The sequence below is a fragment of the Actinokineospora sp. NPDC051303 genome, from assembly GCF_055586285.1.
In genome coordinates, this window is the sequence record NZ_JBVJIN010000036.1 from 38,118 (window position 1) to 63,638 (window position 25,521).

Genomic DNA, 25,521 nt, shown 5'->3' on the forward strand with positions numbered 1-25,521 from the left:
GAATCAGGCATATGTGTTCGCCAGCAACCGGTTGCGGGAGGCGGTGGGGGCGTCCTACCTGATTTCCGAGGCGACCACGTCGGTGGTGCGCGAGCACTTGGGTTCCGGTCGGGTGGTGCAGGCGTCGTCGGGGTCGACGTTGGTGGTGGTCGACTCGGAGGCCGCGGCGGTTGCCTTGGTTCGGGCGGTGTCGGAGTTCGTGTTGCGGGAGGCGCCGGGGCTTTCGGTGCTGGGTGCGCATGTGTCGATCGCGGACGCGGAGCCGACGGCCGACGAGATCGCCGCGGTGCACCTGGAGTGGCGGCGGCACGTCGACCGGGTCGCCGGGGTGGGGGCGCGCTGGCCTCGGCTGCCCGCTGTGGCCGCCTGTGTGTCGACGGATTTGCCTGCGGCCGGATGGTTTTCGGACGGGGACAGGGTGAAGGGCCGGTTCCCGTCAGGGAAGGAGCCGTTGCCGCTGTCCGCATCGGTTCTCGCCAAGCGGCGGGCTCGGTGGGCCGCGCACCGGCGGATGGCGGAGGTGCTGGAGTCCACGGCAGAGGGTGCGGGTCTGCGGCTGGTGGATACCGGTGACCTGCTCGGCGAGGTGGACTGGGTGGGGGTGGTGCACGCCGACGCGAACCGGTTGGGTCGGGTGTTCCAGCGGGCGCCCGAGGCGCTCGCCGGGCTGACCGGGTTCGCCGGAGAGAGGTCCGTCGGCGCGTTGAGCGAGGCCGTGCAACGGTGCGCTGACGAGGCGTTCGGCGCCGCGGTGGCTGTGGTCGCCGGGCTGGTGGGCCGGACGCGGGACTTGCCGGTAGTGCCGTTGGTTGTCGGTGGGGACGACCTGACCGCGCTGGTGGACGGCCGTTACGCACTGGCGTTCGCGCGGCGCTACCTAACCGAGTTCGGGGCGCGGGCCGCCGCCGAGCCGCTGGTGGCCGCTGTCGCGGGCGGGCTGACGGTCTCGGCGGGGGTCGCGGTGACCAAGCCGAACTTTCCGTTCTCCACCGCGCACGAGTTGGCCGGTGATCTGTGCCGGAGCGCGAAGCGGGTCGCCGCGGACCACGACGGGTGCCACGGCCTCGATGTGCACGTGCTGTTGGACAGTTCGGTCGCCGACCTGGCCGCGATCAGGGACCGCTACCGGGTGTGGGACGGGCGGGACTGGACGTCGGCCACCCGGCGGCCGTTCCTGCTGCCCGCCAGCGACCGGGTGCGGGTGCCCGCGCAGCGGGACTGGCAGTGGCTGGTGGATCACGCGGCGCTGGTGCGGGACGCGCCCAGAGGCGACCGGGAGCGGGTGGTGACCAGGACCCAACTGCACGCGCTGCGCGGCGAACTGCGCACCGACCCGCGGCTCGCCGAACGGCGAGTCGCGGAATGGGATAGGCGTGCGCTGACGCAGGAGGACAAAGCGTTGGTCGAGGCGTTGTCCGGTCCGGGAACCGCGCCAGTGCTGGACCTGCTGGAACTGGCCGAGTTCGCGGTCGCGGAGGTGTCCAGGTGACCGGGATGCCCGCGGTGTTGGCGCAGCGGGAGCCGGTGCTGGTGCGCACCATGTCGGATTGGCGGGTGGGGACCGGGCACGGCGTGCCGGGCGATCTTGACGAGGTGGTGCGCCGCGACGGCGACGGAATGCCGTACCTGCCAGGAACGTCGCTGACCGGTGTGCTGCGGGAAGCCTGCCGAGTGGTCGCCGTCGCCTTGGACGACGGGGAGCAAGACGGAGTGTGGCAACGCTGGCACACCCGGGTGTTCGGCTCGACGCGGACGCCGCGCGGTGAGGGGCGGCGCCTGCTGCCCGCGTTGGTCGGCTTCGGCGCGGCCAGGGTCGAGCGGGACGTGCGCGCGGCCGTCCTCGGCGCGGGCGCGCAGGAGAGTCTGCTGACCAGGCGGGGCGGAGTCGCGATCGATCCGGCGACTGGGCGGGCACTCGACAAGGCGCTGCGGTTCGTGGAAGTCGCCCGTGCGGGCGTGGACCTGCACGGCGAGGTGACCCTGGACCCGTTGTCCGCCGACGCGGTGGTCCCGGTCACCGCGTTGCTGGTGCTGGGTGCGGCCTGGTGCGCCCAGGTCGGCGCGGACCGGCGGCGCGGCCTGGGCCGGGTGGAGATCGGGATCGGCGACCACGATCCGGCGGCGTGGGCGCGGTGGTTGGCCGAGTCCGGTTTCCGGCCACCCGAACCGAGTGGACCTGCCCGGCCGGAGACCGACGCGGTGGCCGGGGTTCCCTCCGGTGGGTGGGTCGTTGCGGACATCGTGGTCACGGTGGACACGCCGCTGCGGGTGACCGAGCAGGTCACGGGCAACATCATGCGCGGACTCGACCACATCCCGGGCACCATCCTGCTCGCCTGGCTGGCCGAGCGCTGGGGACAGGCGGCCGTGCGCGCGGGCGTCTGGCACCAGGCGCTGATCGTGCGCAACGCCCTGCCCGAGGTCGCCGGGGCGCGCGGTCTGCCCGCCCCGCTGACGCTGTTCGCGTCGCGGGAGGACAACACCCTCTTCCACGTCGCCGACATGTCCACAACGGAACCCGCGGCCGCTCCGCCGACGGGGAGCAGGCAGGTCCGCGGCCGGTACACCACCGGCTCCGTCACCGACGGCACGATCGACCTCGCCGCGGTCCCGATGGTCAGGGCCAGCCACAACGCCATCGACCCACATACCCAGCGGCCGACGTCGAGGGCAGGCCTCTACCAGGTGGAGGCGATCCCGGCGGGAACCCGGCTGCGCGCCCGGATACTGGTGCGGGAGTCGTTACTAGGGGAGATTTCCGGTGACCCGTGGGCGCTGCTGTCCGGCCCGGCACGCTGGGGCGCGCGCCGCCGGGGTGAGTACGGCGCGGTCACTGTCGCGGTCGAACCATCTGCCCTGGCCGAGCACCCGGCGCCGGACCGAGGGGTCACGCTGTGGGCGGTTTCCGACCTCGTGGTGCGCGACCGCTCCGGCAGGTTGACCGCAGATCCGCGGCGGGTTGTCGCGACCTTGGCCGACGGACTCGGTGTGGAGGTGGAACTGGTGTCCGCGATCGCCCGCACCCGGCGCAGGGACAGTTGGCACCGGCAGTGGCAACTCCCGCGGGAAAGCGTCATCGGCGTCGGGGCGGGCAGCGTGCTGCGCCTGCGTTTCCCCGCCGCGCTGCCAGATTCCAGGCGGTGGAGCGAATTGCTTACCACGGGAATCGGCACCAGGACCGCCGAGGGCTGTGGCGAAATCGTCGTGGGTCTGCCGCTCACGGACGCGGGCGACGTCCGCACCGCCGAAGTCGCCGCGGCTCCGCCCGTGCGGTCGGTTGCGCTGGGCGACCTGCCGGAGCGGGTGCGTGCCGTGGCTGTCGCCGACCGTGTCCGCACGGCTGTGCCCGAGACCCGGTCCACGACCGAGTACACGGAGTTGGAGACCTACCTCAAGCCGCTCTCCCGCAGCCAGCGCGGGGAGTGGCAGGCCGCGTGCGTCGCGGCGGCCGTCGCGGGCGGGCTGGGACCACTCATCGCGCGGATCGACGGCGTCACCCGCGGGAACCTGCCGAGGCGAAAGTCCGAACGGGACTTGGCCCGAGTGCTCGACGACCTGATCGGGCGCCGCGTGAATCCGGACCTGCGTTCCTGGTGGCAGGTGCTCGATGACCACGGTGTGCCGGTGACCGGCGAGCCGGACCGGGCGGCGGCGATCACCGCTCTCGTCTCGGACGTCGTCGACGGTCTGCGACGCGACGGAGGTGCGGTGTGAACGCGACCGTGAGTCCGGCTGTGAGTGACGCCATGTCCACACGGGTCCGCGAGGACTACCGCATCGAGTTCCGCGCCCGCACCCCACTGCACATCGGGGCGGCGGGCGCGGACGCCGTGGCCGACCTGCCCATCGCCACCGACGGACTCGGCCGGATGATCGTCCCCGGCACGTCCTGGGCCGGGGTGCTGCGCGGCGCGATGCGCGTGGTGGCCCCCGACCAGGAGGCCGCGGTGTTCGGCTTCGCCGAGGGCGACGAGGGGCAGGCGTCCAACCTGAGCGTGTTCGACACCGTCATCGCCGACGCCGAGGTCGCGCTGCGCACCGGCGTCGGCATCGACCGCCGCACCGGCAGCGCGGCGGAAAGGCTGCTCTACGACCGCGTCGTCATCGCGCCGGGCACCCTGCTCACCGTGGAACTGCGCTACGAAGGCCCCGCCAGTCCAGCGCTGCGCGCGCTGGTGGCCCACATCCGGGCCGAGGGACTGACGGTTGGCGCGGCGAGCACACGCGGACTGGGCAGGCTGGACTGTCTCGGCGCAACCGTGCAGCGGACGGACCTGCACTCCCGTGCGGCGGTGCTGTCCCTGCTCGCGGGCAACGCCGACACCGAAAAGATCACACCTTCCACGACGGTGCCCGCCACCGGCATCCGAATCGAGTGGCGGCCACGGGAACCCGTCGTGGTGGGAGCCTCCAGCGAGGGGACCACCGCCCAGTTGGTGCCGTTGATGACGACCGGCGCCGACGGCGGTCTCGTGCCGGTGCTGCCCGGGTCCACGATCAAGGGCATGCTGCGAGCCGAGGCGGAGCGCGTCGTGCGCACTCTGATAGGACCGGACGCCGACCCCGGAGACGACCCGGTCGCCGCGGCCGACGTCCTCGCCGCGCGCGTGCCCGCCCTCGCCGCGCTGTTCGGGTCCCGTGAGCGGGCTGGGGCCCTGCGCATCCCTGATGTCGCCGCGACGATGGAATCCGGCGTTCCGAAGGAGGAATGGGCGCGGCAGTTCACCGACAAGGAACCGCCGAACCCCGCCTGGGCGCACCCGCGTACCCGGGTCGCGCTGGACCGGTGGACCTCCGGCGCGGCCGACGCGCGCCTGTTCACCACGCTCGAACCCCGGGTGTGGACGTGGGAACCGATCACCCTCGACATCAACCCCGCCCGCGTCGCCGACGACCTGCGCACGGCGGTGATCGTGCTGCTCGGCGTGGCCGCCGCGCCGCTGGTCGAAGACGCCGCCCGGGTCGGTCGAGGCACCACCAGAGGCTTGGGGGGCATCGAGCCGCTCGGTGTCACCGTCACCGGACTCCCGGGTTACCGCGGGGACTGGTGGGCGTGGCTGCTCGATTTGGCCGACGGCACACCCCTGGACACCCTCCTCGGTATCGGAGACCCCCGGTGAACCTGCACGTGCGCACCGCACCGACCCCGCTCACCCTCGACCAAGCGCTCGACGTGGTCTACGGCCGGGACATGGTGGCGTTCCTCAGCTCGGCCACCGACCACAGCGTCGCCCGTTGGCGCGACGGGGAACTACGCACCCCGGACGGACCCCGCGGGCGGGACACGCTGTTCTCCGCGCGGCTGTTCGACGCCGAGGTCGACCTGCGCTGGCACCACGACCGCGCGGGCCTCGGCCTCGCCGCCCTGGTCACCGAACGGGCGGACTTGGCGCCGGACTGGATAGCCGACACCGTCACTGTGGAGTCCACAGTGGATGGACTGTACGCCCTGTGGGGCAGGCACTTCCAGCTCATCGACGGCCACCCGGACTGGTGTCGTGCGGTGGAGGGGCGACTCGGCTGGATCGATCTGCCCCACCCACCGCCTTCGGCCACCCCGGCCAGCCAGGACTGGCCCAGCGAATACTTGCGCCTGTCCTACCGCGAATACCTCGTCGTGGACGAGTACGGCAACTTGTCGGTGCTCGATGAAAGGCTCACCGGCATCACCAGTGCCGAACCCATCGACGGCTCACGACACTGACCGGAGAAGCCACGGTGCCCTTCCACAACCCGTACAACTTTCTGCCCGCCTTCCCCCGGACGGACATGCCCCCCGGCCTGGGTGACGCGGCGCCCGCAGGCCACCACCGGTACCACCCCGACCTGCTCAGCGGCACCATCGACGTCGAGATGACCGCCGTAACCCCGCTGCTGATCATGCGCGACGGCGACAAGGTCGACAATCACCAGCACTGGCGAGTCGCCACTATCGCCGACCAGGACGGCATCGACCGTGTCGACCTCGCCGCGAGTTCGGTCAAGGGCATGCTGCGCTCGGCCTACGAGGCCATCACCAACTCCCGCTTCACGGTCTTCGACCGCGACCGATCTACTGGCTACCGCACATCGGTCGAGTCGGCGAACGGACTCATCCCTGTGATCGTGCGTGACTCGACGGTGGAGCAGTTGGGCAGTCTTGTCCTTGACGGCGGGAAGGGGTCCAGCGCGGCGATCCGGATCCCCGCGTGGGGCAACGACCACACCCGCGAATACCAACTCGGCACGTTCCGCCACCGACAGGAAGTCGAAGCGCTCATCTCCCGCACCTCGCGCAAGGGCCGGGGGGTCTGGCAGGTGAAGCGCCTGCTGTCGGAGGATGACAAAGACGCCTCGGTTGACGAAATTGAGGCGTCCGACGTCTGCTTCCGGGTCAGGGGCATCCTGCACATCACCGGCCCCACCATCAAAGGCAAGCGTGCGGAACGCCTCTTCGTCACCGAGATCGTCGACGGCCGCGGACGACTCACCTTGACTCCGTCCACCACGATCACCGGATCCGCCGCGGACGACCTGATCCGCGACCTCGCCAAACTCGTCAAGCACCAGCGCGACCTGCACCAGCACGCGGATGCCAGCGACATCCTCGACCGCGACGGCCGCCCTTGGAAGTACCTCGGCCCCGAACCCGGCAGCACCGCCTGGTCCCGCCACCTCTACCAGGCCCAGAAGGGTGACCCCGAGTGGCTGGGCCCCGACACCGAGATCCCCGCCGACCCGCCGCTGCCCTGCTGGCTGGAGCGCATGTCCGGCGGGCGCGGGCGACTGCGTCCGGTGATGATCTCACGTGCCCTGCACGACACGACACCTGTCGAATTGCTGCACCGGACCCTGCGACCCGCCACCGCACACGACCAACTCTCGCCAGCCGACCGTGTTTTCGGCTGGACCCACCCGGACGGTCACGGCGCCTACCGCGCACAAATCGAGGTCACCCGCTTGGACTGCCCCGCGGCCGCCGCCGCAACGCAGCGGCTCAGCAGGCTCACCCTGCCCCCGTTGTCGACCCCGAAGCCCGACCAGGGCCGCTTCTACCTCGGCCTGCCCGACGCGGTCGCGGGCACCAAGCCGCTCCCACCCGAGTTGGGCCGAGCCCAGTGGTTCACCGGCGACCAGGTGCCGCGCGGACGCAAGGTTTACCCACACCAGGGGTGGATGGAGACGGCGGGCCTCGACGAAATCATCACCCGCACTCGCTACCAACCGCCCGAGGGCAGACAAGCGCGGGACAGCCAGAACGCCACCATCCACGGGTGGGTCAAACCCCGGACGCGATTCACCTTCACCCTGGCTTTCCGCAACCTCAGCCGGATCGAACTCGGAGCCCTGCTGTGGCTGCTCGACCCGAACCGCATCGGCCTGACAGACAGGCCAGGGCGCCTTCGACTGGGCCGGGGGAAACCATTGGGCTTCGGCTCGGTCGAACTCCGCACCACCGCCACCACCGTCCACACCGGAACCCAGGTCGCCGACCGGCTGCGTTCCCTCGGCGCCGACAAGTCCACAGTGGATACTTCTGGCCTAGCGGCGGACTTCGTCGAAGCGATGAACTCCCCCCGCTGCCAAGCGCTGCTCACGGCCTTCCGGCAGGCCGCGGCAGGCTATGCCGCAGGCGAAGACGTGCACTACCCGCGCAACAAGCCCGACGAACCTGGATATGTCTGGTTCACCACCAACGACAAGGCCGGACGGGCGGCCCAGTCCCTGCCGCCCTTGGGCGGCCCGATGCTGAGGGAGAACAGGTGAAAGCGGCGACCTGGGCAGGAAACCGCTTGTTCGGCGCCCGCCGGAACCTGCAAAGCGTCTTCGTCGCCGTCCTGCTCGCCCCGGTCACCCCGGATCTGTTCGTCGACTGGTTCGGCGACCCGAGCAAGCCCGCGCGCAACGGCATTCTGCGGGTCCTTGCCATCGTCGTGGTGTTGACCGTCGCGGTGCTCGTCGGCATGGCCCGCAACCGCTGGTCCCGCCGCCGCGCGGAACGATCCCGCAAACCGTTCGCGGCACTGCCCAACGCGGACGTCCTCGTCCTGCCCATCAGCCACCGAGGCACCCCTTACACACGCGCGCACCGCCGCACGGGCAACCCCGAGCCCCCCGAGTACCTCTGCGAGCGAACCCGCCCCCGCGCCGTCATCGCCGTGCTCAACCCCAAGACCGCCGACCGCGCCGACACCTTGCGCGACGAACTGGCGGCCGACGGCATCGAGTTCTCCGCCGTGCACCTCGACAACGTCACCGACCCGGTCGCCACCGTGGCAGGCAGCGACAAAATCGTCGAACGCCTCCGCGAACTGGACTTTCCCCCCGAGCGCGTCCTCGTCGACGTCACCGGCGGCACCGTCCCACTCACCCTCGCCATGATGCGCACCGCCGCCACCTTCGGCGCCCGCTGCGTCTACGTCTCCACCGACACTGGCCCGGACGGCAAACTCAAACCGTATTCCCAACACGGCCGCACCTTCGACCCCGCCACCCTCACCACGGGGCCGTCATGACCCAGCGCACCTCGTCATTTTGGGAACCTCTCTGAGAAACCCACCAATCGCCCGGACATCGTTGCGGAGTTTTTTGGAAACGCGAATCTAACCCCGATGGTCGACTCTGCGAAGATCTCCAGCATGGCCACCCAGCAAAGCGATTGCCGCCCATGAGTGGCACTTGCCTGCCCGTCACTCCACCAAGACGTTCCTCTAGAGCTCGGCGGGGTGGCGACGCGTCGAGGATCGCTTCGATAATGTGGTCGTCTGCACCTACCCCGCCGCCAGGGACCCACCCCTCAACGCCACGAACGGGGACCGACAACCGCCGCACCTCACGACATCCTGTGACCCCAACCCACAACAGACACACCACCATGAACCCCATACGACACGCCCAAACTTCAGCGACACCCCGGGCTCCACGACACGACCGGAGGTTCACTGCAAAACCCGCCCAAAACAACCACCCAGCACCCCACCTGACCTGCACCTTTACCTTCGGGTCCTCATCGCCCCTACGAGGGTTCGCAACAGATATTCCCAGTGGTGGCGGCTGTTCCTGTCGTCCTCGTCCTCATCGCCCCTACGAGGGTTCGCAACAGACTGTCCGTGAGCGCGACCACCGACAGCCCGTGGGTCCTCATCGCCCCTACGAGGGTTCGCAACTCCGGAGCAGCCGCACGCGGCCGATCGTCGGGATCATCCTCATCGCCCCTACGAGGGGTCGCAACATGCCCAGGGCGGCGGCGACCGCGGTCACGGTCGGGCCCTCATCGCCCTACGAGGGTTTGCAACTCAGTGGCCCTGGCTTTCTCGTGCGCTGTTCAAGGACGATACCGTTGGCGATGTCCTGGATACGTCGGACCGACCAGTGGGCATTACGGCTCACGTGACCACTAGCTTTCAGGGGTTAGTGGCTTACGGGTGGTGTGTGTGCCCAGGGCGCGGAGGATGTCGGACAGCCAGGTGAGGTGGCGGGTGGGGGTGTCGGTTCGGCCGTCGATCAGGTCTTCGAGGTGGTCCCAGGACTCGGAGATCTGGCCGACGCCCAGTGGTGCGGGGTCTTTGTAAACGTCGTAGAGGCTTTCGTCGTCGATGGACCAGAAGTAGTCCCGTTGGAGTTCGACTGTGTCGCCTTCGGTAGCGGCCAGGTGGGTGAGGATCATGTCGCAGGCCGTTCGTACGCGGTCGATCGAGATGCGTAGGGGTTCTTCGGTCATTTGCCGCCTCCTCGGATGTCGTTGATCTGTTTCTGGAAGGTTGCTATTTCGGTCTCAAGATGGCGGATTCTACCGTCGATAATGCGTTGTCGGATTTCCGGTGTCGGTGCGTTCGCCAGGATGCCCTTGTTGTCGTAGGCGTCCGGGTCGGCGCGGTAGGAGTCGAGTTTGGTCTGGTGTTCGGCGACCTGTTTCTCCAGGGAGCGCAAGGCGCGCTGTTCGGAGACCGACAGGTCGCGGTCGTCGCTCTCGGGGCGGTCCTCGTGGGGGTGGTCCGGGTCTTGGGGGTGGTCAGGCTCGCCCGCGTCGGTTCGGTGGTCGCCGTCAGGTCCGTCCTTGCGGGCTGCTTTTCCGATTTTGCCTGCGATCGACGCGGCTTTGAGGGTTCCGCCGCCCATCGCCGCTCCGCCGAGGATGTTGCCTATCGTGCGTCCGGGTTCCTCGACGAAGGAGTTCCAGGTCTGCTTGGCGAATCCGACCGGGTCCTGCGCGGCGGCGCCGATGCCTTCGACCAGTGCGGGGATCGTTTCACCTGGGTTGGTGACCAGTTCCCACACGAACTCGCCTGTCCCGGAGACCGACTCCCACACGCCTTCACCGACATCGGCGACGAAATCTCCCACCGTGCTGGCCGCGCTCTCCAGCCAGCCCGGTTCCTCCGGCGCCTCGTCGCCCTGGGCGCGGATCACGCCCGCGGCCCAGTCGGCGGCCTCCAGGACCTGTTGCCGGGCTCGGGCGAGGACGTCACGGGCTGCCTGCCGCTTCTGTTCGCCCGGATCGGTAAATGGGGCCACCGTCACCACGGTCGGGTCACCGGCCACGGCGTTGGCGCGCGACTGCGCCTCGGCGTCGGTCACCGCTCGATCGTGATCGGCGCGGGCTTGCCGAGTCGCTGCCTCTCCCCCGTCCCAGAGTCGGATGGCCTCGGCGGCTTGGCCTTGAGCCCAGCGCAACGTGCCCGAGTACCCGTCAAGGGCTTGAGCTGTGGCCTCGAACGCGTCCGCCGCGCGCAGCCACTTCGGCGGCTCAAAGGAGAACTCGTCCCGGAACCGGTCCCCGGACTCGCCGTTCCACGCGTGCGCGTCTATCGCCCGCAGGCCCGGACGACCACAGCCAGACCGCTGCCGACCCGGCCCCGCGCCTTCTGCTCGATGCCCGCCCCCCTGCCCATGAACGTCGGGCACACCGTTCCGGCATCGCCCCCTCCGCCTCACGACACCGGGCGCGGAGCGACCGCTGAGCACGCCGGGTCTCCCGGTGACCAGTCACACCAATCGGGGAAGCCGCCAGGACCAGACAACACCGACCAGGGCACGCCGCGGTGCCCGCTGGCCGTGCGTGTGCTGGGCCGAATCCACCTGGTCCTATACGACGACGAGGGTGAACGCGAACTCGGCGGCGCGCTCACCCCGAAACAACGCGAGGTGCTCGTCTATCTCGCGCTGCACCCGCACGGCGTCCGCCGCGAAGTCCTCAACGAGGCCATCTGGCCCGACAGTCGACCCCCGAGGCCGTACAACAGCTTCCACAACACCCTATCGATGCTGCGCCGCGCCCTGACCGACGCCACCCACGGCACCATCACCAACCTCGTCCTCAACAACGACGGCCGCTACCACCTCAACCCCGACCTGGTCACCGTCGACTTCTGGCACCTCCAGAACACCCTCCAAACCCCACACGTCCCCAGCGACGATGCCCACCTGCACGACGCCATCGCGCTCTACCAAGGCGACCTCGCCGAAGACCTCGACGCCCAGTGGATCGAACCCTTCCGCGAGTCCACCCGCCGCGACGTCCTCGACGCTCTCGCCACCCTCATCCACACCCACCGCGAGACCGACCCGGAAACCACCCTCACCCTGCTGGAACGCACCCGCACCCTCGACCGCCACAACGAAGGCGTCTACCGCGACATCATCCACACCCAAGCCCGCCTCGGCCGCCACACCGCGATCCCCCGCACCCTCGCCCTCCTGACCACCACCCTCGGCGAGATCGGACACCACCCCAGCCCCGACACCCTCAACCTCGCCGCCTTCCTCCAACGCCGCAACACCCGCCGCATAACCTCTAACGACAACGCTGCGGCCAGCTGACCCACCCCTGGCCTCCCAGTCAGTCGAGCAGATCGTCCTCCGCACGCTCGTTGTCCGCCCCTCGTCTTGCCGTCGTGGGCTGAGACTCCCGCAGGCGCTCGATCAGATCGAGGTGCTCCTCAGCCCAGCCGATCAGCGGCCGCATACTGACCAACAGCTTCGTGGCCGCGGACATCAGCGAATAGATAACCGACCGCGGAAACACACGGTCCTCATAGCGCAGTATCAGCCCCGCAGTCTCCAAACGCCGCAATGTTCGCCCCAGGGCCCGGCGCTGAATCCGGCGCTCCTGTCCGGTCCATGGATCGAATTTGTTCTTCTCCTGGATAGCCCTGTGCAACTTCCAGTAATGCAATAGACCCGCACTCAAGGCCACCAGAATGGGCGATCCACTCCCCGTTCAGGAGCATGACGCAGATCCCGCGACCGCTGTAGGTACTTGACATCCCGAGTTGCCGTTGACACGTTCCACGCTCATCCTTGAAGGGCCACCAGCGCCCCTCGCCGCGACATGGGAAATCTGTGACCGAAAGCCAACAACCGCATCCCCTCAACACAGAGGGCACGCAATCCCGGCCACCCAACGAGGGCGATCACTTGTCAAGGTCATCAAATTACGCCAAACGAGGTACTCATTGCAGCGTAGATCTCGTACTTAGCACTAGACCAGCATCGTCACATCGAGTGACCGACTAGTAGGTCAACAGCGCATGAGGCGAGCACTGTAGGGTCTCGCCGCCGGTGACATGTTGATCTTCTTGCTGCCTGTGCATTCCTGCGCTGTCTCACTGCGATGTCACCATGATCAGTCTCAGAGATCGTGGCACTTCCTCAGGGTCTGGTAGACGTCGTGGGCGCGGAGTGAAGTGATGGGCGGGTTGCGGCGATCCTGCTGGGATCGTTGTTGTCCGTGTGGTCGAGGGCGTCGAGTTGCCGCAGTACCCCTCTGGCGTCTGAATCGCGGCCTTGTTGCCGATACATCACCAGGGCTTCGCGCCAGGCCGCGCGGGCATGGTCGTGCTGGCCGAGAGCGGCGTGCGGAGAGCCGAGGTGCTCGAGGGTGCTGGCGGCGTCGTAGGCGTTGCCGAGGCTGCGGCGCAGGACGAGGGCTTGTCTGTAGTAGTGGATGGCTTGGTGGTGGTCGCCGGTGTTGTGTTCGACGTAGCCGAGGCTGTCGAGGCCGTTCGCTTCGCCGGTGGGGTTGTGGTGTCGTCGGTGCAGGGTGAGGGCTGCGTGGAAGTGGCTGCGTGCGGTGTCGTGATCGCCAAGTCGGGCGGTGTACCAGCCCACGGCGTGGTGTCCGTGGGCTTGGCACAATGGCCGGTCGACGTCGAGGAACAGGCGCAGTGCCTGGGTGGCGTGGTGAAGGGCCTTGCGATCATCGTGCTTGCCCCAGACCCGTGCGAGTGCTTGGTGGGCGTGCCCCTGCTCGTAGCGGGCTTCGTGGTCTTCGGCGAGGCTGAGGGCATGGTGCAGGTGTCCGATGGCTTCCTCGTGCAGCCCCAGGGCGGCGCAGGCGCGGCCGAGGTGCCGGTGGGCTACGAGGCGGGGCACCTGATCGGGCAGGTGGTCTGCGGCGTGCGCCGCGGCCCGCCATGCGGCGAGGCGGTCGTGACGGTGGCCTCGTCGGTGGTGGAACGTGTCCAGGGACAACGCCAGCCACCACACGGTGTGGTGCTGGCACTGGAGGGCCGCGACGTGCTGGGCGGCGAGCAGGGTAGCGCGCTCGGAGTCGAACCAGGCCATCGCTTCCGGCGCATCGGACAGCGAATGGACATGCGTGCCGGGTGAGGGCGGCGCGAGGAGGCATCCTGGATGATCAGCGATGCCTGTTCCAGGCCCAGCAGTAGCGCCCTGGTGTCCGCGAGCGGAAGCCCGACGAGGCAGGCGGCTGCGGGCAGGCTGATGTCAGCGCCGGGGGCGACGCCCAGCAGCGCGAACAGCCGATCCTGCTCGGACGTGAGCGTGTGGCGTGACCAGGACAGAACTGTGGGCAAGCTGGCAGTGGGTTCGTTGTCCTCCAATGCGCTGAGGCCGAGGTCGCGCAGGTCGGCGGCCAGCGTGGTCAGGGACAGGTGGGGGCGCGTGCTCGCGTGGCCCGCGATGATGCTCAACGCCAGCGGGAACCCACCGCACAGCTTCACCAACTCGTCCACTGCGGCGGATTCGTCTCGCACGCGGCCGGCGCCGAGACGCTCGATCAGGAGGGCGCGGGCCTCGGCGGCGGACAGCACGTCCAGAGACAGATGTCGAGTTCCGTGCCCGATGATCAACCCGGGGAGCCGGTTGCGGCTGGTCACCAGCACCATACACGTTTCAGTGCCTGGTAGCAGCGGAGTGATCTGGGTGGTGTCGGCAGCGTTGTCGAGCAGGACCAGCATCCGTTTGCCGGTGGTGTGGGTGCGGTAGAGCGCAGCACGGGCGTCGGTGTCCTTTGGCTGGTGGTCGCGGTCAACGCCTAGGGCGGCGAGGAAATCTGCCAGCACGTCGGCCGCTTGCCTGGGATGGCCTGGGCTGAAGCCGCGTAAGTCGGCCCAAAGGTGTCCGTCGGGGAATCGGTCGGCGTGGTGGTGGGCCCAGTGCAGTGCCAGCGAGGTTTTTCCCATTCCTCCGGTGCCGATGATGGAGGCGATGCCGACTGTGCCGGCGGTACCCGTCGCGTTCAACCAGGCGTCCAGATGCTGCAGTGCGTCCTCACGGCCGACGAATGACGAGAGCGCGGCGGGCAGTTGACGAGGCACCACCGGCTGGGTCGCTGTGACTATGTGTGTTGTGCTCGCGGGTGCGGCGATGAGGCGGGGATCGGCGGAGAGGATCTGCCGATGTAGCTCCTGCAGGGCGGTGCCGGGTTCGGTGCCCAACTCCTCAACGAGTTGCGTGCGGACCTGTCTGTAGTGGGCCAAGGCGTCAGTTGTGCGCCCGGCTCGGTGCAGGGCTAGCAGGTACTGGCCCGCTACTCGCTCCTCCAACGGGTGCCGTGCGGCACGGGCGGACAGCTCGGCCAGCAGCTCCCCGCCGTCTCCTGCGCGCAGCCGGACGTCGACCAGTTCGTGTTCGGCCGCCAACCTCTCTTGTTCCAATCGATCACGCTCGGCCGCCACCCACTCCCCGGCCACACCGGTCAGCGCTTCCCCGTGCCACAGCGCGAGCGCCTCGGTCAGCAGCCGAGCCGTCAACTCGTCGTCGACTGCCGCCTCAGTGGCAGAGCACAAGGCTCGGAACCTGTACAGGTCCACCACAGGCTCGGCCGCGTCGGCAATCAGGGCGTAGCCGCCCGAGCGGCGCACGACGGCCACCCCGGCCGCACCGGCCAGCACCCCTCGCAGGCGGGAGATGTAGTTGTGCAGCGTCGACCGCGCCCGCGGCGCCGCGTCCACGCCCCACACGCGCTCGACCAACCGGTCCGCCGGCACGACCCGCCCGGCGTCGATCGCCAACGCGGCCAGTACACACCGTTGCCGGGGCGTGCCTAGCTCCACCAGTCGCCCGTCAACCTCCGCGCCCACCTCGCCCAACAGACGTACCACCGCCGCCACTGCACAGTCCTCTCCCAGGTGCCTCCAGGGACACCAGGCATAGCCGCTTGAACAGCGCCGTACAGAAAAACTGTGAGCGGTTCACACGATCGGCCGCACATCCTGGTGCAGGTCCACAACAACCGAAACCCGGAGGCCAGCGGCACCGGGCAACGCTGCGGCGCTACATCCACTGTCGTACCTCGCTACGAGGCCACAGCCGGATCGCCCAGCGCCAAGAATCGAGAAGGGCACACGACAGATGCGTATGTTGAAAGTTTTCTGCGCCGCACTGGGCATGGCCGCGCTGATCACGACCGCCTCGGCGACCACTGCCCAGGCAGGCGCCGCGAGCGGCGATGGCGGTGTGTCGATCACCGCGTACGCCGACTGCCCGGCTGGCTGGTTCTGCGTGTGGGAGCACGCGGGTGGACAGGGACGGATGGCGCGATTCCAGGTCGGCACACCCGACCTCCGAGACTTCAACCTCAACGACCAGGTGTCCTCGGTGTGGAACCGCACCAGCAGGATTTGGTGCACCTACCTGGACATCAACTACGCCGGAGCCGGCTGGCGCGTTTCCGCTGGCTGGCAGGGAAACACCAGCCTATACAACCGCAACGACAACATCAGCTCACTGCGCGCTTGCTAGGAGGGGAGGCAGCATCATGCGTCCACTCGTCAAGCTCGCTACCGCGGTAGGTGCTGCAGCGCTCGCGGCCGTCCTGCCGGTTACCGCCGCCCAGGCGGCTCCGGCTGCAGACGAAGAAGTCGTGTCGATCACAGCATTCTCCGACTGCCCGGACGGCTGGTTCTGTGTCTGGGAGCACGCCGGCGGAACCGGCAGAATGATGCGGACCCAGAACAGCATCGGTGATCTGGGAGACATGAACAACCAGATTTCCTCGCTGTGGAACCGCACCGGTGTGACCTGGTGCGCTTACGACGAGATCAACTTCGCTGGACCAGTACTTCGGATCGGAAATACGCAACTGCGAGATCTCCGCACGTTCGGTTGGGACAACAGAATCAGTGCCCTACGCCGAGGATGCCCGTAGTGAAGCATTTCCGTCCCCGACCTGGAGGCGGGTAGGCAACAGCGTTGATAAAGCCCTTGGTAGACAGGTTGCTGCCAACAGTCAACCAGTCTCCAAGGGCTTCACCATGCCGACGATCACGGAGGACATCTTGCAGGGTCTCACCGCGCGTGACATGTCGATCTTGCTTGGCTGGAGGCTTTGGCGGTTGCCTCACTGCGGTGCCACCAAGATCAGTCTCAGTTTCGTGACGTTATCCTCAGTAGTTCGGCGCGTTGCAGTGCTGTTGCTGTTGCCGCTTCGGTCGAGCGTCGTCAGGACTTGTACTACGTCTTGCGCGAATTTATCACCGGTGGGTGTCAGCCTGATGCCGCCGGAGTCAGGTTTGGTTTCGAGCAGTGTGGCGCCGATGGTGTGTTCGAGCTGGTCGATTTGATTGCTGAGGACGGCTTTTCTGGTGCCGAGGTGTCTGGCGGCGTGGTCGAGGTCGGGGTGTCCGGGGGTTGCGAGCAGTCGCCGGACGCGTTGTTCGGCTCCGCGGGTGGCGAAGACGGTCCAGATGGTGGTGGGGAATGCGTCCGGTCCGCCGTATGCGCTGAGAATGTGGTTGTGCGCGGCGACGCCGTGGCGGACAGCGAGTCCGAGCTTGCGGGCGTGCCGGGCCAGGTCGGATGGCGGGATGTCCAGGTCGGCGGCGATGTCGGCGAAGGAACGGTGGTTGTCTTCGTATTGCTTGCGCAGCCAGGCGGGGTCGAGCGTGCGGAGAACCTCTCGTGGCGATGGCGGTCCGATTCCGTTGCTGGCAAGGAGTTCGCTGATGCGTTGGTGGTTGTGGCCGGTGAGTTTCGCGAACTGACCTGGACGGAGTCCCTGGCCCACGTAGGTGCGTAGTTCGTGTTCGCTGGGGAGGGCTGCGGGTGGGCGGTCCGTGCGTGGTCCAGATCGATGTTGTGGGGTCCTGGGTTGTGGGTGACGGACGGCGGCCAGGTGGATGCGTTCGGGTGTGGTGTGCAGGCGGGCGGCGATCTCGCTTCGGGTCAGTCCTGCCCGGACGAGGCCCCAGAGTTGTTGTGGGAGAACGTCGTCGGGGTGGGGACCGGGCCAAGAGATGGTGCCGGCGTGGTCGAACGGCGGTTCCCAGGTGACGGGTTCGTCGATGTGCAGGCGCCGCAGGAGGGTCTGGGCTTGCTGGTGCAGATGCGTGGACAGCTGCGCGGGAAGGTGGAAGACGAAGGCGGTGTAGTTCTCGCCGTCGAGTTCCGGGGCCAGTGTCAGCGGCTGCGGGTAGTGGTAAGGGTGGCTGCCGGTGAGCAGTTCGATCAGGTGTAGTCGCGCGAAGCGTTCCTGGCGGTCGGACGAGCGGTGGCGAATCTGTGTGCAGGCGGCCCGCCAGGCTGTGCTGTCCAGGGTGGCGGCGGAGATGCGGCGCCATCGGCGGCGGCGTCCGTAGTCGATGGGTGCGGGTTGATCGTCGAGTGCGCGGGCGAGGTGGCCGAGCGCGGCGAGCACGGGCTCCCAGGCGCCGGCCTCACGGAGTGTCTTGGTGAAGTGGGCGCAGACGGCGTTGCTGGCCGCGGGCAGGTGAAGCAGTGTGCGGGCGGCGGTGTAGTCGAGGTCACCGAGTCCGGCGATCTGCAGCAGCATGCTCAGCGCCTGACGGTAGGGCAGCGGGTCGAACAGGCCCTGGGGTTGAGACGCAGCGCCAATCCTCGCCAGAACAGGCTCGGGACGCTGGCCGCTCGTGTCGTGCCGTGCCCGTGTCGCGGGCGGCGTGGGGTGGGGGTCGCGATGCCGTAGCGGAGCTGGTGCGCGGGGTTGAGACGAGGACCGATGCAGGTGAGCAGTGAGCTTTGGAGTCCGGGGCTGGCGTTGTTCCATTGGACCAGCAGGCGGGAGAGGCGGGCTTGCGAACCGCCCGTGGGAGTGTGCGCGAGCCAGCCGGTGATCACCGGGTCCGGTGTGGTGGAGCCGGTGGCGAGCATGAGGTGCGCCGCGGTTGTGCCGAACGCGACGTGGGCGGCGTCATCGTGGTGGGCGTTGTCGGACAAACCGTGTTCGGCGACCAGATCGCGGGTGATCGCCGTGATGGATTCCGGTGGTGTGGCCGGGGTTCGCAGGGCGGCCAGTGCTGCGCGGGCGGCGACGTGCAAGTCATCGAGGATCTGCTGCGGTGGTACCAGGCCAGCTGGGGTGCGCCGGGCGGCCAGCAGCGCGGCGATGGTGGTGTTGACGTGGTGTTGGGCACGCAGCACAGGGCTGTCGGCGTCGAGTGGGACCGTGTCGGCCTCGGGCAACGGGTAGGTGCAGGCGGATGGCCCGCCGTGCGGCGAGTGCTCGAGGAGGGCGAGCCCCAGATCACCGAGGTAGGGCGAGCCGGCGAGCTGGGAGCGGGTCCGGACGTGGCGGCGGCCGCAGGCCGGACAGGCGTCGAGCAGCAGCGTGTGGTGGCGGGTGCAGGCGAAGCTCCAGGCCAGTCGCCAGGACAGCATCCACCGGTTTCCGTTGTCGGCCAGACAATGGGGGCAGAACCGTGATCCTCGCAGTCCGCGCCACCAGCGTGGACGGCCGCGAGCTCGTGCGGCCCGGTCGGCGATCAGCCCGGTTCCGGCGTAGCGGTCCAGGGTCAGGGCGGCCAGGGTGCCGGTCGGGACCCCGGTGGCGGTACTCACTGCGGTGAGTTGGTCGACGTCGAGGTGGTGCACCCAGGGTTTGCGGCTTTTCGCGGTGTTCCATCGCGTGGTCACCCCCCGCGAACCGGAAGAGATCGAAGACGTTGGTGTGCAGGCGTTCGGCCAGTGCTTCCAGCCAGCTGTCCAGTGCTTCGCCGGGCAGCGGCGGCAGGCGGATCGGCAGGGTGCGCGGGCTGCTCATCCGGCGCGGCGCCCGGTCTGTGTGAGGCGGGTCGTGAGCCGGCGGGCCTGGATCGCGGCGTCGAGCTCGCGGCGGGTCGTTTCTGCGGCGGCGTCGTTCTTCACGCGGTCGAGTAGATCCCGGTCCAGGCGTTCGGTTCCGGTGCGGACGGCCCGCTGGCAGCCGCGGTTGATCAGGGTCATCAGCGAGCCGATGTGCCCGGTGCTGCGGGTGAACAGGTAGTCGGACAGCTCATCGGCCAGCATCCCGGGGTATTTCCCGGCCAGCACCAGGCGTTGTCCGATGGCCAGCAGTATCTGCCGCCACTCGTGCCGCCCTGTGTCGGTGTCGACGGTAAACGGCCGCAGGTCCAGCGCCGTGGTGCGGCGTCCGGTCTGCGCGAGCACTGCGTTGGTGTAGGAGTCGCCCTCGGAGAACAGGCCGCGGTTGGCCAGGCCGACGCCGATGAGCACCAGCGTCACCGGGAACTCGCCCGCCATGTACTAGAACTGGTTGCTCACCTCGATGCCGGAGGTCGCCCGCCAGCGCAGGAAATGCAGATCATCGACGATCAACAGCCGGACCTGGCAGGAGAGCATGCAGTCCAAGGCGCGATGCGCGAATGTGCGGTCGTGCCGCGGCTGTGGCCGGGGTGCCCGAAGTACTCCAGCATCGCCCGGTTGAAGTCCTTCATGCCGGTGTTGCCGGTCAACCCGACCCGGCAGACTGGCCAGCGTTCGTGTCCGTCCTCGGTGAACGCGCCGTTCTCGGCGATCACACGGAGGTGGAACTGTTTGGCGAACGCCAGCACCGAGGTGGTCTTGCCCAGCCCTGGGAACGCGTCGATCGCGATCGCGCCCATGGCCTTGTCCCCGTCCTAGGCGTTGCTGTCCACGATGTCCCACAAGTCCTCGTGCAGTCCGGCCAGCTGCGGGGTCTTGATCGGCCCGAGGTTGGCGTGCCAGACCCGCCGCCGTTGGTTGTAGTCGGCGAGCGCGTCCTGCCCGAGGTTCCGCAGGTCTGTGGTGGTCAGTCGTGCGGGCTGGCTGCGGGCGGGAGCCTCGACGAAGCTGCGCCAGCCTTCCTTGCGCGCCAGGGTGAGGTTGTCCAGGCCTGCGGGGCGATCCGCTGCTCGTTCTGCGCCTGGTGAAGGTTGCTCGCGGCGCGTGTCGGTCACACGTCCTCCAGGGCATCGGCGTAGAAGTCGTCCTCGGTGTCGAGGGCCTCCAGGTCGTCGATGTCGTCGTCGCCCATCTCCGTCACCGGTTCGTCGGCTGCGTCCGCCGGGGTTTCGTGCGCCGGGACCTCCTCAGAGGCTGCGGTGGCCGCCAGGACGCGGGCCACCGACGGCAAGACCGACACCACCTGCTGCCGCGGTTGCTCGGGCAGGTCGATTGCGGCCTGTTCGCGGGATAGCCGCAGCGCCATCCGCCGCTCCGGCAACGTCTGGCCCAATCCGACGTTCCACCGCTCCAGCAGGTCGGCGACCGCGATCTTGTCGTCCGGGTAGGTGTACTTCGAGGCGGCCAATTTGCGCGCGAACCGCAAGGCGTCCTCGCTCAGCGGCATCTCCAGCGACGGAGCGCGCTCCCATGCCAGCGTGTGCCATCTGCGGGAGGCCGGGTCACGGAAGTAGACGCGAGTGATGTCATCGGGATCGACCTGGAACGGCCAGCGGCCGTTGGCCTTCCCGGTGTAGGGGCTAGTCTCGTTCTCCTTGCCCGTGAGGACCGGGGCGTTGTAACGGCGGCCGTCGATCTCCACGCCGTAGTGCTGAATCGTGCGCCACCGCGTCCTGAGGAACTCATAGCCCAGATCCGGGTCGCGGGGGACCTCGATGTAGCCGGCCCGCGCGATGCCGTGCTCGAACATTATCGCCGGCGACATCCGCAGTTTCGGCAGGTGCGGATCAACCAGGCTTCTGTGTGGCTTGTGGTGGTAGCCGACTTTACCGACCGCAGATGCCCGAATGAGTGTGCAGCGTCCTTCCCGCTCGTACTCGTAGCCGTACAGATGTCGGTCTGTGGCTTGGCCGGCGCCCGTCAGCCACGGGCCGACCCTCCGTGGCCGGTCAGAGACCGGGCTGCTCGAACCCGAGAGCGGCGATGGCCTCCTCGGCGGCCTGCTGGTCCTGGTCGTAGGTGCCACCGGATATCCCCAGCCCTCCGACGCACTGGCCGTTCTCGATGATCGGGTAGCCGCCGCCGACGGCCATCACACGAGAGTGCCCGCCCAGCGGCGCGATCTGCGGGTTGGCGAGCAAGTCGTTCCACGTGTGGGTGGGGATGCGGAAGGAGGCCGCGGTCCAGGCCTTGTCGAGGGCGACCTCGGCGGTGAGAAAGGGCGCGTCGTCGGCGCGGTCGAATGCCCTCAGATGTCCGCCCTGGTCGGTGACGGCGATGGACGCCGTGAAGCCGATCCGGGCAGCGGCGGCGTGCACCGCCGCGATGAGTGCGCCGGCGGCGGCCTGGGTGATGGACGAGGCGGGGGCCGACTTCTGGAGTGTCTCGGTGCTCATGACAGTTCCTGTGTTCCGTTGTTGCGGTTGCTGTTGCGGTGCTGTGCGGTGGTGGATGAGGCGGCCGTGAGCCGGGTCATCGCAGGGGTGAGGCCGGGGTGGGGACCACACGGGTGATGACGGACTTCTCGGGGATCAGCAGGTCGTAGACGACCGGACCGATCTCGTTCTTCCAGCGGTCGTGCTCGTACACGGCCGCGTACAGGGCCTCGCTCTGGGCCTCGTCCTCGAACCGGCGAATCCACACGTAGCCGTCCTCGTCCTCGGCATCGACGAAGGAGGCGGTTACGTCCATGCCCAGCGAGGCCTGGAACGGGATGATCACGTCCTCCATGTAGCGCACCCACTCCTCGCGGCGCCCGGGCTGCGCCTGGTAGCGGCGGATCTCGTAGTACACGGTGCTGCTCCTGACTGTTTGCGGGGATGGTCAGTCGGTCACGGTGAGGACGACCTTGCCGCGGGTGCGGCCTGCCTGGACGTGGGCCTGGGCCGTGCCGACCTGCTCCAGCGGGAAGGTCTCCTCCACCTCGACGGCGACCTCACCGGCGTCGATCAGCCCGGCGATCGTGGTCAGCGCGGGACCGTCCGGCTCGACCAGGTACGCAGTGACACGCACGCCGGCCGCCTCGGCGGCCCGGTCCAGGTCCGGGGAGACACCGGCCGGTACGGCGACCAGCAGGCCGCCTGGGCGCAGGATCTTCAGCGAGCGGGTGCTCGTGTTGTCGTGGGCGTCGCCCACCAGGTCGATGACGACGTCGACGTCCTTGACGACGTCCTCGAAGCGCGTGGTGGTGTAGTCGATGGTCTCGTCGGCACCGAGTTCCTTGAGCCAGGGGTGGCGGGTGGCGCTGGCGGTGGCGATCACGTGGGCACCCAGGTGCCGGGCGAACTGGACCGCGAAGTGGCCCACTCCGCCGGCGGCGGCCGTGATCAGGACGCGCTGACCGGCCTGGACGTGGGCGGTGTCGACCACGGTCTGCCAGGCGGTCAGCGCCGCCAGCGGCACGGCGGCCGCGTGCGCGTGGTCGAGGGTGGCCGGCTTGCGGGCCCACTGGCGGGCCGGTGCGCTCACGTACTCGGCGTAGCCGCCGGCGGCGCGCGGGAACCACGGCATGCCGTACACCTCGTCGCCGACCTTCAGGGTGGTGACGCCGAAGCCGACCTTCTCGACGACGCCGGAGACGTCCCAGCCGAGGATCAGCGGGAGCGTCTGCAGCCCCGCCATTCCCTGACCCTCGCGGGTCTTCCAGTCCACCGGGTTGATCCCGGCGGCGTGCACCCGCACCAGCACCTCGGTCGGCAGCGGCTCGGGGCGCGCGACCTCCTCGACGGTCAGCACCTCCGCTCCGCCGAACTCGCTGATGGTCACTGCCCGCATGGTGTTCTCGCTCATGACGTCCTCGCTCATGTCTGTCTTGCTCTTCCTTCAGCGGGACGGCGTCCCCGCTACCCAAAGAGTGGCGTGTGCTTACCAAGACGGGTGAGTGGCCGGAAGGCCACCTGTCGTACCATTCCAGCCATGTCGCATCGTGTCGCTGTTCTCGCCCTCGACGGAGTCCTTCCGCTGGATCTGGGCATCCCGGCCCGGGTGTTCAACGAGGCCCGTAAGCCGGACGGGACTTCTCTGTACTCCGTCGTCACCTTCTCCCTCGGCGGCCGGCCGGTGCGCACGCACGAGGACTACCGGATCGTCGTCGATCACGACGAGTCGGTGCTGGAGAGCGCGGACACCGTCGTCCTCGCCACTCAGGAGCCCGGCGAGGACCTGCTCGCGACCGGCGCGCTTCCCGGGGAACTCGCCGCGGCGCTGGACCGGATCGGGCCGCGGACCCGCATCGTCAGCCTGTGCACCTCGGCCTTCCTGCTCGCGGCGGCCGGTCTGCTGGACGGCGGCCGGGCCACCACACACTGGACGCTGTGCGACGAACTGGCGCGGCTGTTCCCCGACATCGAGGTCGATCCGGACGTGCTGTTCGTCGACAACGGACGCATCCTGACGTCCGCCGGCGGAGCCGCCGGCATCGACCTGTGCCTGCACCTGGTCCGTCTGGACCACGGAGCGGCGGTGGCCTCGGCCGCCGCGCGGCGCTGCGTGGTGGCGCCATGGCGCGAGGGCGGCCAAGCGCAGTTCATCGAGCACCCGGTACCGCAGGACACCGACCGCTCCACCTCGGCGACCCGCCAGTGGGCGCTGGACCAGCTGGCCGAGCCGATCACACTGGAGGACATGGCCCGGCACGCGCACATGAGCGTGCGCACCTTCACCCGGCGCTTCCGCAGCGAGGTGGGCAGCAGCCCACTGAAGTGGCTGGCACAACTACGACTGGCGCACGCGCGCCTGCTGCTGGAATCCACCGACCTGACCGTCGCACGGATCGCCACCGCCTCCGGCTTCGGCGACCCCGTCGCCCTGCGCAAGCACTTCCACACGCACCTGGGCCTGTCACCACTGGCCTACCGTCGCGCCCACAACGCACCGGAGCTTATGACGGCGCAGTAACCACCCAGCTGGCCATGGCCGCGACAACACTTACAGCTAAACACTGTGGGGCGTAGTAGCGTCACGGTCAGGTGATCGTGGCTGGGTCAGCGAGTTTCACCTCAAGGTCGGCGACGCGGCGGTCCTGGAAGCGCAGGTTCGATCGCGCGGCCTTCAGCCGCTCCCCCGGACGAAAGCTGCTTCGCCGATATTGCCGCTAACGCACTATCGCGTTTCCAGGGGTGAGCTTCGTATTCGCGTAACGATGCAAAACTCGACCGACTGCGGGGCATCTACCGATGCCCAGCGGTAAGTCTCACACCGATGGCACAAGCGCCAACCAGGTTCCAAGATCATTGAGAATGCGCCATCGAATTTGAGACCCTACAAGCACCTTGTAGCGTCCCGGCGACCTGCCGAACAACTGTCCGATACATATTCCCGCTAGAGCGGCAGCCCCACCGCTCCGCGAAATACCTGGTCACCGGCGCGTGGAACCTACCGGTGCAACACCCGACTCGGTGGCCGGCAGGCGTATGAACAGTCGATTTGGGTGGGTGGTCGCCAGCCGCTACTCGTGATCCCGTGGTCGCCCTGACCGCTCCGGTCACCATCCTCGCGTACCCCACTTTCCACTGGCTGATGAGTACGCATTGCCTCGCCTCTCACTGCTCGGTCGCTACGATTGCCGAGCTCGGCCCGCGCCCCATCGCTAATCAACTTCGCTCGAATCAGATACTGCATCAATTTTCATTCGATTCTTACATGCGCTTGACAATCACAATCCCGAGCGCGCGTCAATACTCATTCCGGTCGACTTCCCTCTGGACCGAATCGTATGAGTGAAGCCTGACGCGCAAACGCTCTCGATTCGTCTTTCTCGGCATTTCGCCATACATGAATAAAGCACGAGATGAGCTGTCCGCTCCGCCGGGCATCACCGTGCCAGCTGCCGTGGGTCTTCTATGCCGGTTTGAACAGTCGAAGCTCAAGAGACCGTCTCTTCCTTGCCACTCTGACCAGCGACTTTGCACTACGAGGTCACGAAACGGTAACGGCGAGACCCTTTGGACTTGCAATGTGTCGACCCATGATGTGTACTTCTACATGTCGACTCCACACCAGGAAGTCTGCAGATCCGATCGAGAGGGTGAGGACCAGGCCACGGCGTCCCTGCGAGCTCTCCGATTCAGGTCAGTACCTCCTTCCCGGGTGTCGAGATGACAGTAGTCCCGTATAGCACGGGCGACCGCCAGGGCGGTGCGCGACAGCAGCGATGTGGATGCCGGAGTACCCGGTGAGGCAGTAGCGGCGTGCCTGGAT

Annotated in this window: 24 protein-coding genes; 10 read left to right on the forward strand and 14 right to left on the reverse strand. The window is 68.3% G+C overall.

Annotated elements, in window-relative coordinates; genetic code table 11:
• Positions 1-13 precede the first annotated feature (13 nt).
• From ACZ6SD_RS24085 to ACZ6SD_RS24110, 6 genes are read left to right on the forward strand one after another with little or no spacing between them, the layout of a single operon-like run.
• Positions 14-1,489 (forward strand): Cas10/Cmr2 second palm domain-containing protein, encoded by a 1,476-nt coding sequence (locus tag ACZ6SD_RS24085; RefSeq protein ID WP_465319234.1) that lies wholly within the window; start codon positions 14-16, stop codon positions 1,487-1,489.
• Positions 1,490-1,494: 5 nt separating this feature from the next.
• A complete protein-coding gene (locus ACZ6SD_RS24090) occupies positions 1,495-3,714 on the forward strand; it encodes an RAMP superfamily CRISPR-associated protein (protein ID WP_465319257.1) in 2,220 nt (739 codons plus the stop codon).
• Between the two features lie 32 nt (positions 3,715-3,746).
• Positions 3,747-5,120 carry an RAMP superfamily CRISPR-associated protein gene (locus tag ACZ6SD_RS24095; RefSeq protein WP_465319235.1) on the forward strand — a complete coding sequence of 458 codons (1,374 nt, stop codon included), beginning with the start codon at positions 3,747-3,749 and terminating at the stop codon, positions 5,118-5,120.
• On the forward strand, positions 5,117-5,704 hold the full coding sequence (gene csx19, locus ACZ6SD_RS24100; protein WP_465319236.1) for a type III-D CRISPR-associated protein Csx19: 588 nt from the start codon (positions 5,117-5,119) through the stop codon (positions 5,702-5,704). The genes ACZ6SD_RS24095 and csx19 overlap by 4 nt, the downstream gene beginning before the upstream one ends.
• A gap of 14 nt (positions 5,705-5,718) precedes the next feature.
• On the forward strand, positions 5,719-7,746 hold the full coding sequence (locus ACZ6SD_RS24105; RefSeq protein WP_465319237.1) for a TIGR03986 family type III CRISPR-associated RAMP protein: 2,028 nt from the start codon (positions 5,719-5,721) through the stop codon (positions 7,744-7,746).
• Positions 7,743-8,495 (forward strand): hypothetical protein, encoded by a 753-nt coding sequence (locus tag ACZ6SD_RS24110; protein WP_465319238.1) that lies wholly within the window; start codon positions 7,743-7,745, stop codon positions 8,493-8,495. Before ACZ6SD_RS24105 ends, ACZ6SD_RS24110 begins: the two co-directional genes overlap by 4 nt.
• Positions 8,496-9,376: 881 nt before the next feature.
• Here the strand turns inward: ACZ6SD_RS24110 and ACZ6SD_RS24115 are convergent.
• Both ACZ6SD_RS24115 and ACZ6SD_RS24120 read right to left on the reverse strand, forming a co-directional pair.
• Positions 9,377-9,700: a hypothetical protein gene (locus ACZ6SD_RS24115; protein WP_465319239.1), complete on the reverse strand. Its 324-nt coding sequence runs from the start codon at positions 9,698-9,700 to the stop codon at positions 9,377-9,379.
• Complete coding sequence (locus ACZ6SD_RS24120; protein ID WP_465319240.1) at positions 9,697-10,884, reverse strand: putative T7SS-secreted protein; 1,188 nt, start codon at positions 10,882-10,884, stop codon at positions 9,697-9,699. The genes ACZ6SD_RS24115 and ACZ6SD_RS24120 overlap by 4 nt, the downstream gene beginning before the upstream one ends.
• 150 nt (positions 10,885-11,034) lie before the next feature.
• Between ACZ6SD_RS24120 and ACZ6SD_RS24125 the strand changes: the two genes are divergently transcribed.
• Entirely contained in the window at positions 11,035-11,799 is a 765-nt protein-coding gene (locus tag ACZ6SD_RS24125; protein WP_465319241.1) for an AfsR/SARP family transcriptional regulator, read from the forward strand.
• Between the two features lie 19 nt (positions 11,800-11,818).
• Here the strand turns inward: ACZ6SD_RS24125 and ACZ6SD_RS24130 are convergent, their stop codons facing one another.
• The 3 genes from ACZ6SD_RS24130 to ACZ6SD_RS24140 all read right to left on the reverse strand — a co-directional run bounded on the left by ACZ6SD_RS24130 (position 11,819) and on the right by ACZ6SD_RS24140 (position 15,236).
• Entirely contained in the window at positions 11,819-12,175 is a 357-nt protein-coding gene (locus ACZ6SD_RS24130; protein ID WP_465319242.1) for a winged helix-turn-helix transcriptional regulator, read from the reverse strand.
• 455 nt (positions 12,176-12,630) lie between these two features.
• Positions 12,631-13,353: a tetratricopeptide repeat protein gene (locus ACZ6SD_RS24135; RefSeq protein WP_465319243.1), complete on the reverse strand. Its 723-nt coding sequence runs from the start codon at positions 13,351-13,353 to the stop codon at positions 12,631-12,633.
• Entirely contained in the window at positions 13,338-15,236 is a 1,899-nt protein-coding gene (locus ACZ6SD_RS24140; RefSeq protein ID WP_465319244.1) for an AfsR/SARP family transcriptional regulator, read from the reverse strand. Before ACZ6SD_RS24140 ends, ACZ6SD_RS24135 begins: the two co-directional genes overlap by 16 nt.
• A 340-nt stretch (positions 15,237-15,576) precedes the next feature.
• On the opposite strand from ACZ6SD_RS24140, the gene ACZ6SD_RS24145 reads away from it, so the two are divergent.
• Positions 15,577-15,966: a peptidase inhibitor family I36 protein gene (locus ACZ6SD_RS24145; RefSeq protein WP_465319245.1), complete on the forward strand. Its 390-nt coding sequence runs from the start codon at positions 15,577-15,579 to the stop codon at positions 15,964-15,966.
• A gap of 16 nt (positions 15,967-15,982) precedes the next feature.
• The gene (locus ACZ6SD_RS24150; protein ID WP_465319246.1) at positions 15,983-16,372 is read left to right on the forward strand and encodes a peptidase inhibitor family I36 protein; all 390 of its coding nucleotides are present in this window, start codon (positions 15,983-15,985) and stop codon (positions 16,370-16,372) included.
• Positions 16,373-16,564: 192 nt separating this feature from the next.
• On the opposite strand, the gene ACZ6SD_RS24155 is transcribed toward ACZ6SD_RS24150, so the two are convergent.
• The 9 genes from ACZ6SD_RS24155 to ACZ6SD_RS24195 all read right to left on the reverse strand — a co-directional run bounded on the left by ACZ6SD_RS24155 (position 16,565) and on the right by ACZ6SD_RS24195 (position 23,097).
• The gene (locus tag ACZ6SD_RS24155) at positions 16,565-17,995 is read right to left on the reverse strand and encodes a LysR family transcriptional regulator (protein ID WP_465319247.1); all 1,431 of its coding nucleotides are present in this window, start codon (positions 17,993-17,995) and stop codon (positions 16,565-16,567) included.
• A 2-nt stretch (positions 17,996-17,997) separates the two neighbouring features.
• The gene (locus ACZ6SD_RS24160; protein WP_465319248.1) at positions 17,998-19,095 is read right to left on the reverse strand and encodes a TniQ family protein; all 1,098 of its coding nucleotides are present in this window, start codon (positions 19,093-19,095) and stop codon (positions 17,998-18,000) included.
• A gap of 123 nt (positions 19,096-19,218) precedes the next feature.
• Positions 19,219-19,701, reverse strand: coding sequence for a hypothetical protein (locus tag ACZ6SD_RS24165; RefSeq protein WP_465319249.1), 483 nt, complete (start codon positions 19,699-19,701; stop codon positions 19,219-19,221).
• A gap of 71 nt (positions 19,702-19,772) precedes the next feature.
• On the reverse strand, positions 19,773-20,063 hold the full coding sequence (locus tag ACZ6SD_RS24170; protein ID WP_465319250.1) for a hypothetical protein: 291 nt from the start codon (positions 20,061-20,063) through the stop codon (positions 19,773-19,775).
• A 15-nt stretch (positions 20,064-20,078) separates the two neighbouring features.
• Positions 20,079-20,378 (reverse strand): hypothetical protein, encoded by a 300-nt coding sequence (locus ACZ6SD_RS24175; protein ID WP_465319251.1) that lies wholly within the window; start codon positions 20,376-20,378, stop codon positions 20,079-20,081.
• Positions 20,375-21,088, reverse strand: a complete 714-nt coding sequence (locus ACZ6SD_RS24180) for a Mu transposase C-terminal domain-containing protein (protein WP_465319252.1) — start codon at positions 21,086-21,088, stop codon at positions 20,375-20,377. The genes ACZ6SD_RS24175 and ACZ6SD_RS24180 overlap by 4 nt, the downstream gene beginning before the upstream one ends.
• A gap of 184 nt (positions 21,089-21,272) precedes the next feature.
• A complete protein-coding gene (locus ACZ6SD_RS24185; protein WP_465319253.1) occupies positions 21,273-21,719 on the reverse strand; it encodes a GlcG/HbpS family heme-binding protein in 447 nt (148 codons plus the stop codon).
• Positions 21,720-21,795: 76 nt separating this feature from the next.
• Positions 21,796-22,116, reverse strand: a complete 321-nt coding sequence (locus tag ACZ6SD_RS24190) for an NIPSNAP family protein (protein WP_465319254.1) — start codon at positions 22,114-22,116, stop codon at positions 21,796-21,798.
• A 30-nt stretch (positions 22,117-22,146) separates the two neighbouring features.
• Complete coding sequence (locus ACZ6SD_RS24195; RefSeq protein ID WP_465319258.1) at positions 22,147-23,097, reverse strand: NADP-dependent oxidoreductase; 951 nt, start codon at positions 23,095-23,097, stop codon at positions 22,147-22,149.
• 141 nt (positions 23,098-23,238) lie between these two features.
• Here ACZ6SD_RS24195 and ACZ6SD_RS24200 point away from each other — a divergent pair, with 141 nt between their 5' ends.
• Positions 23,239-24,219, forward strand: coding sequence for a GlxA family transcriptional regulator (locus tag ACZ6SD_RS24200; RefSeq protein ID WP_465319255.1), 981 nt, complete (start codon positions 23,239-23,241; stop codon positions 24,217-24,219).
• Positions 24,220-25,521: the final 1,302 nt, after the last annotated feature.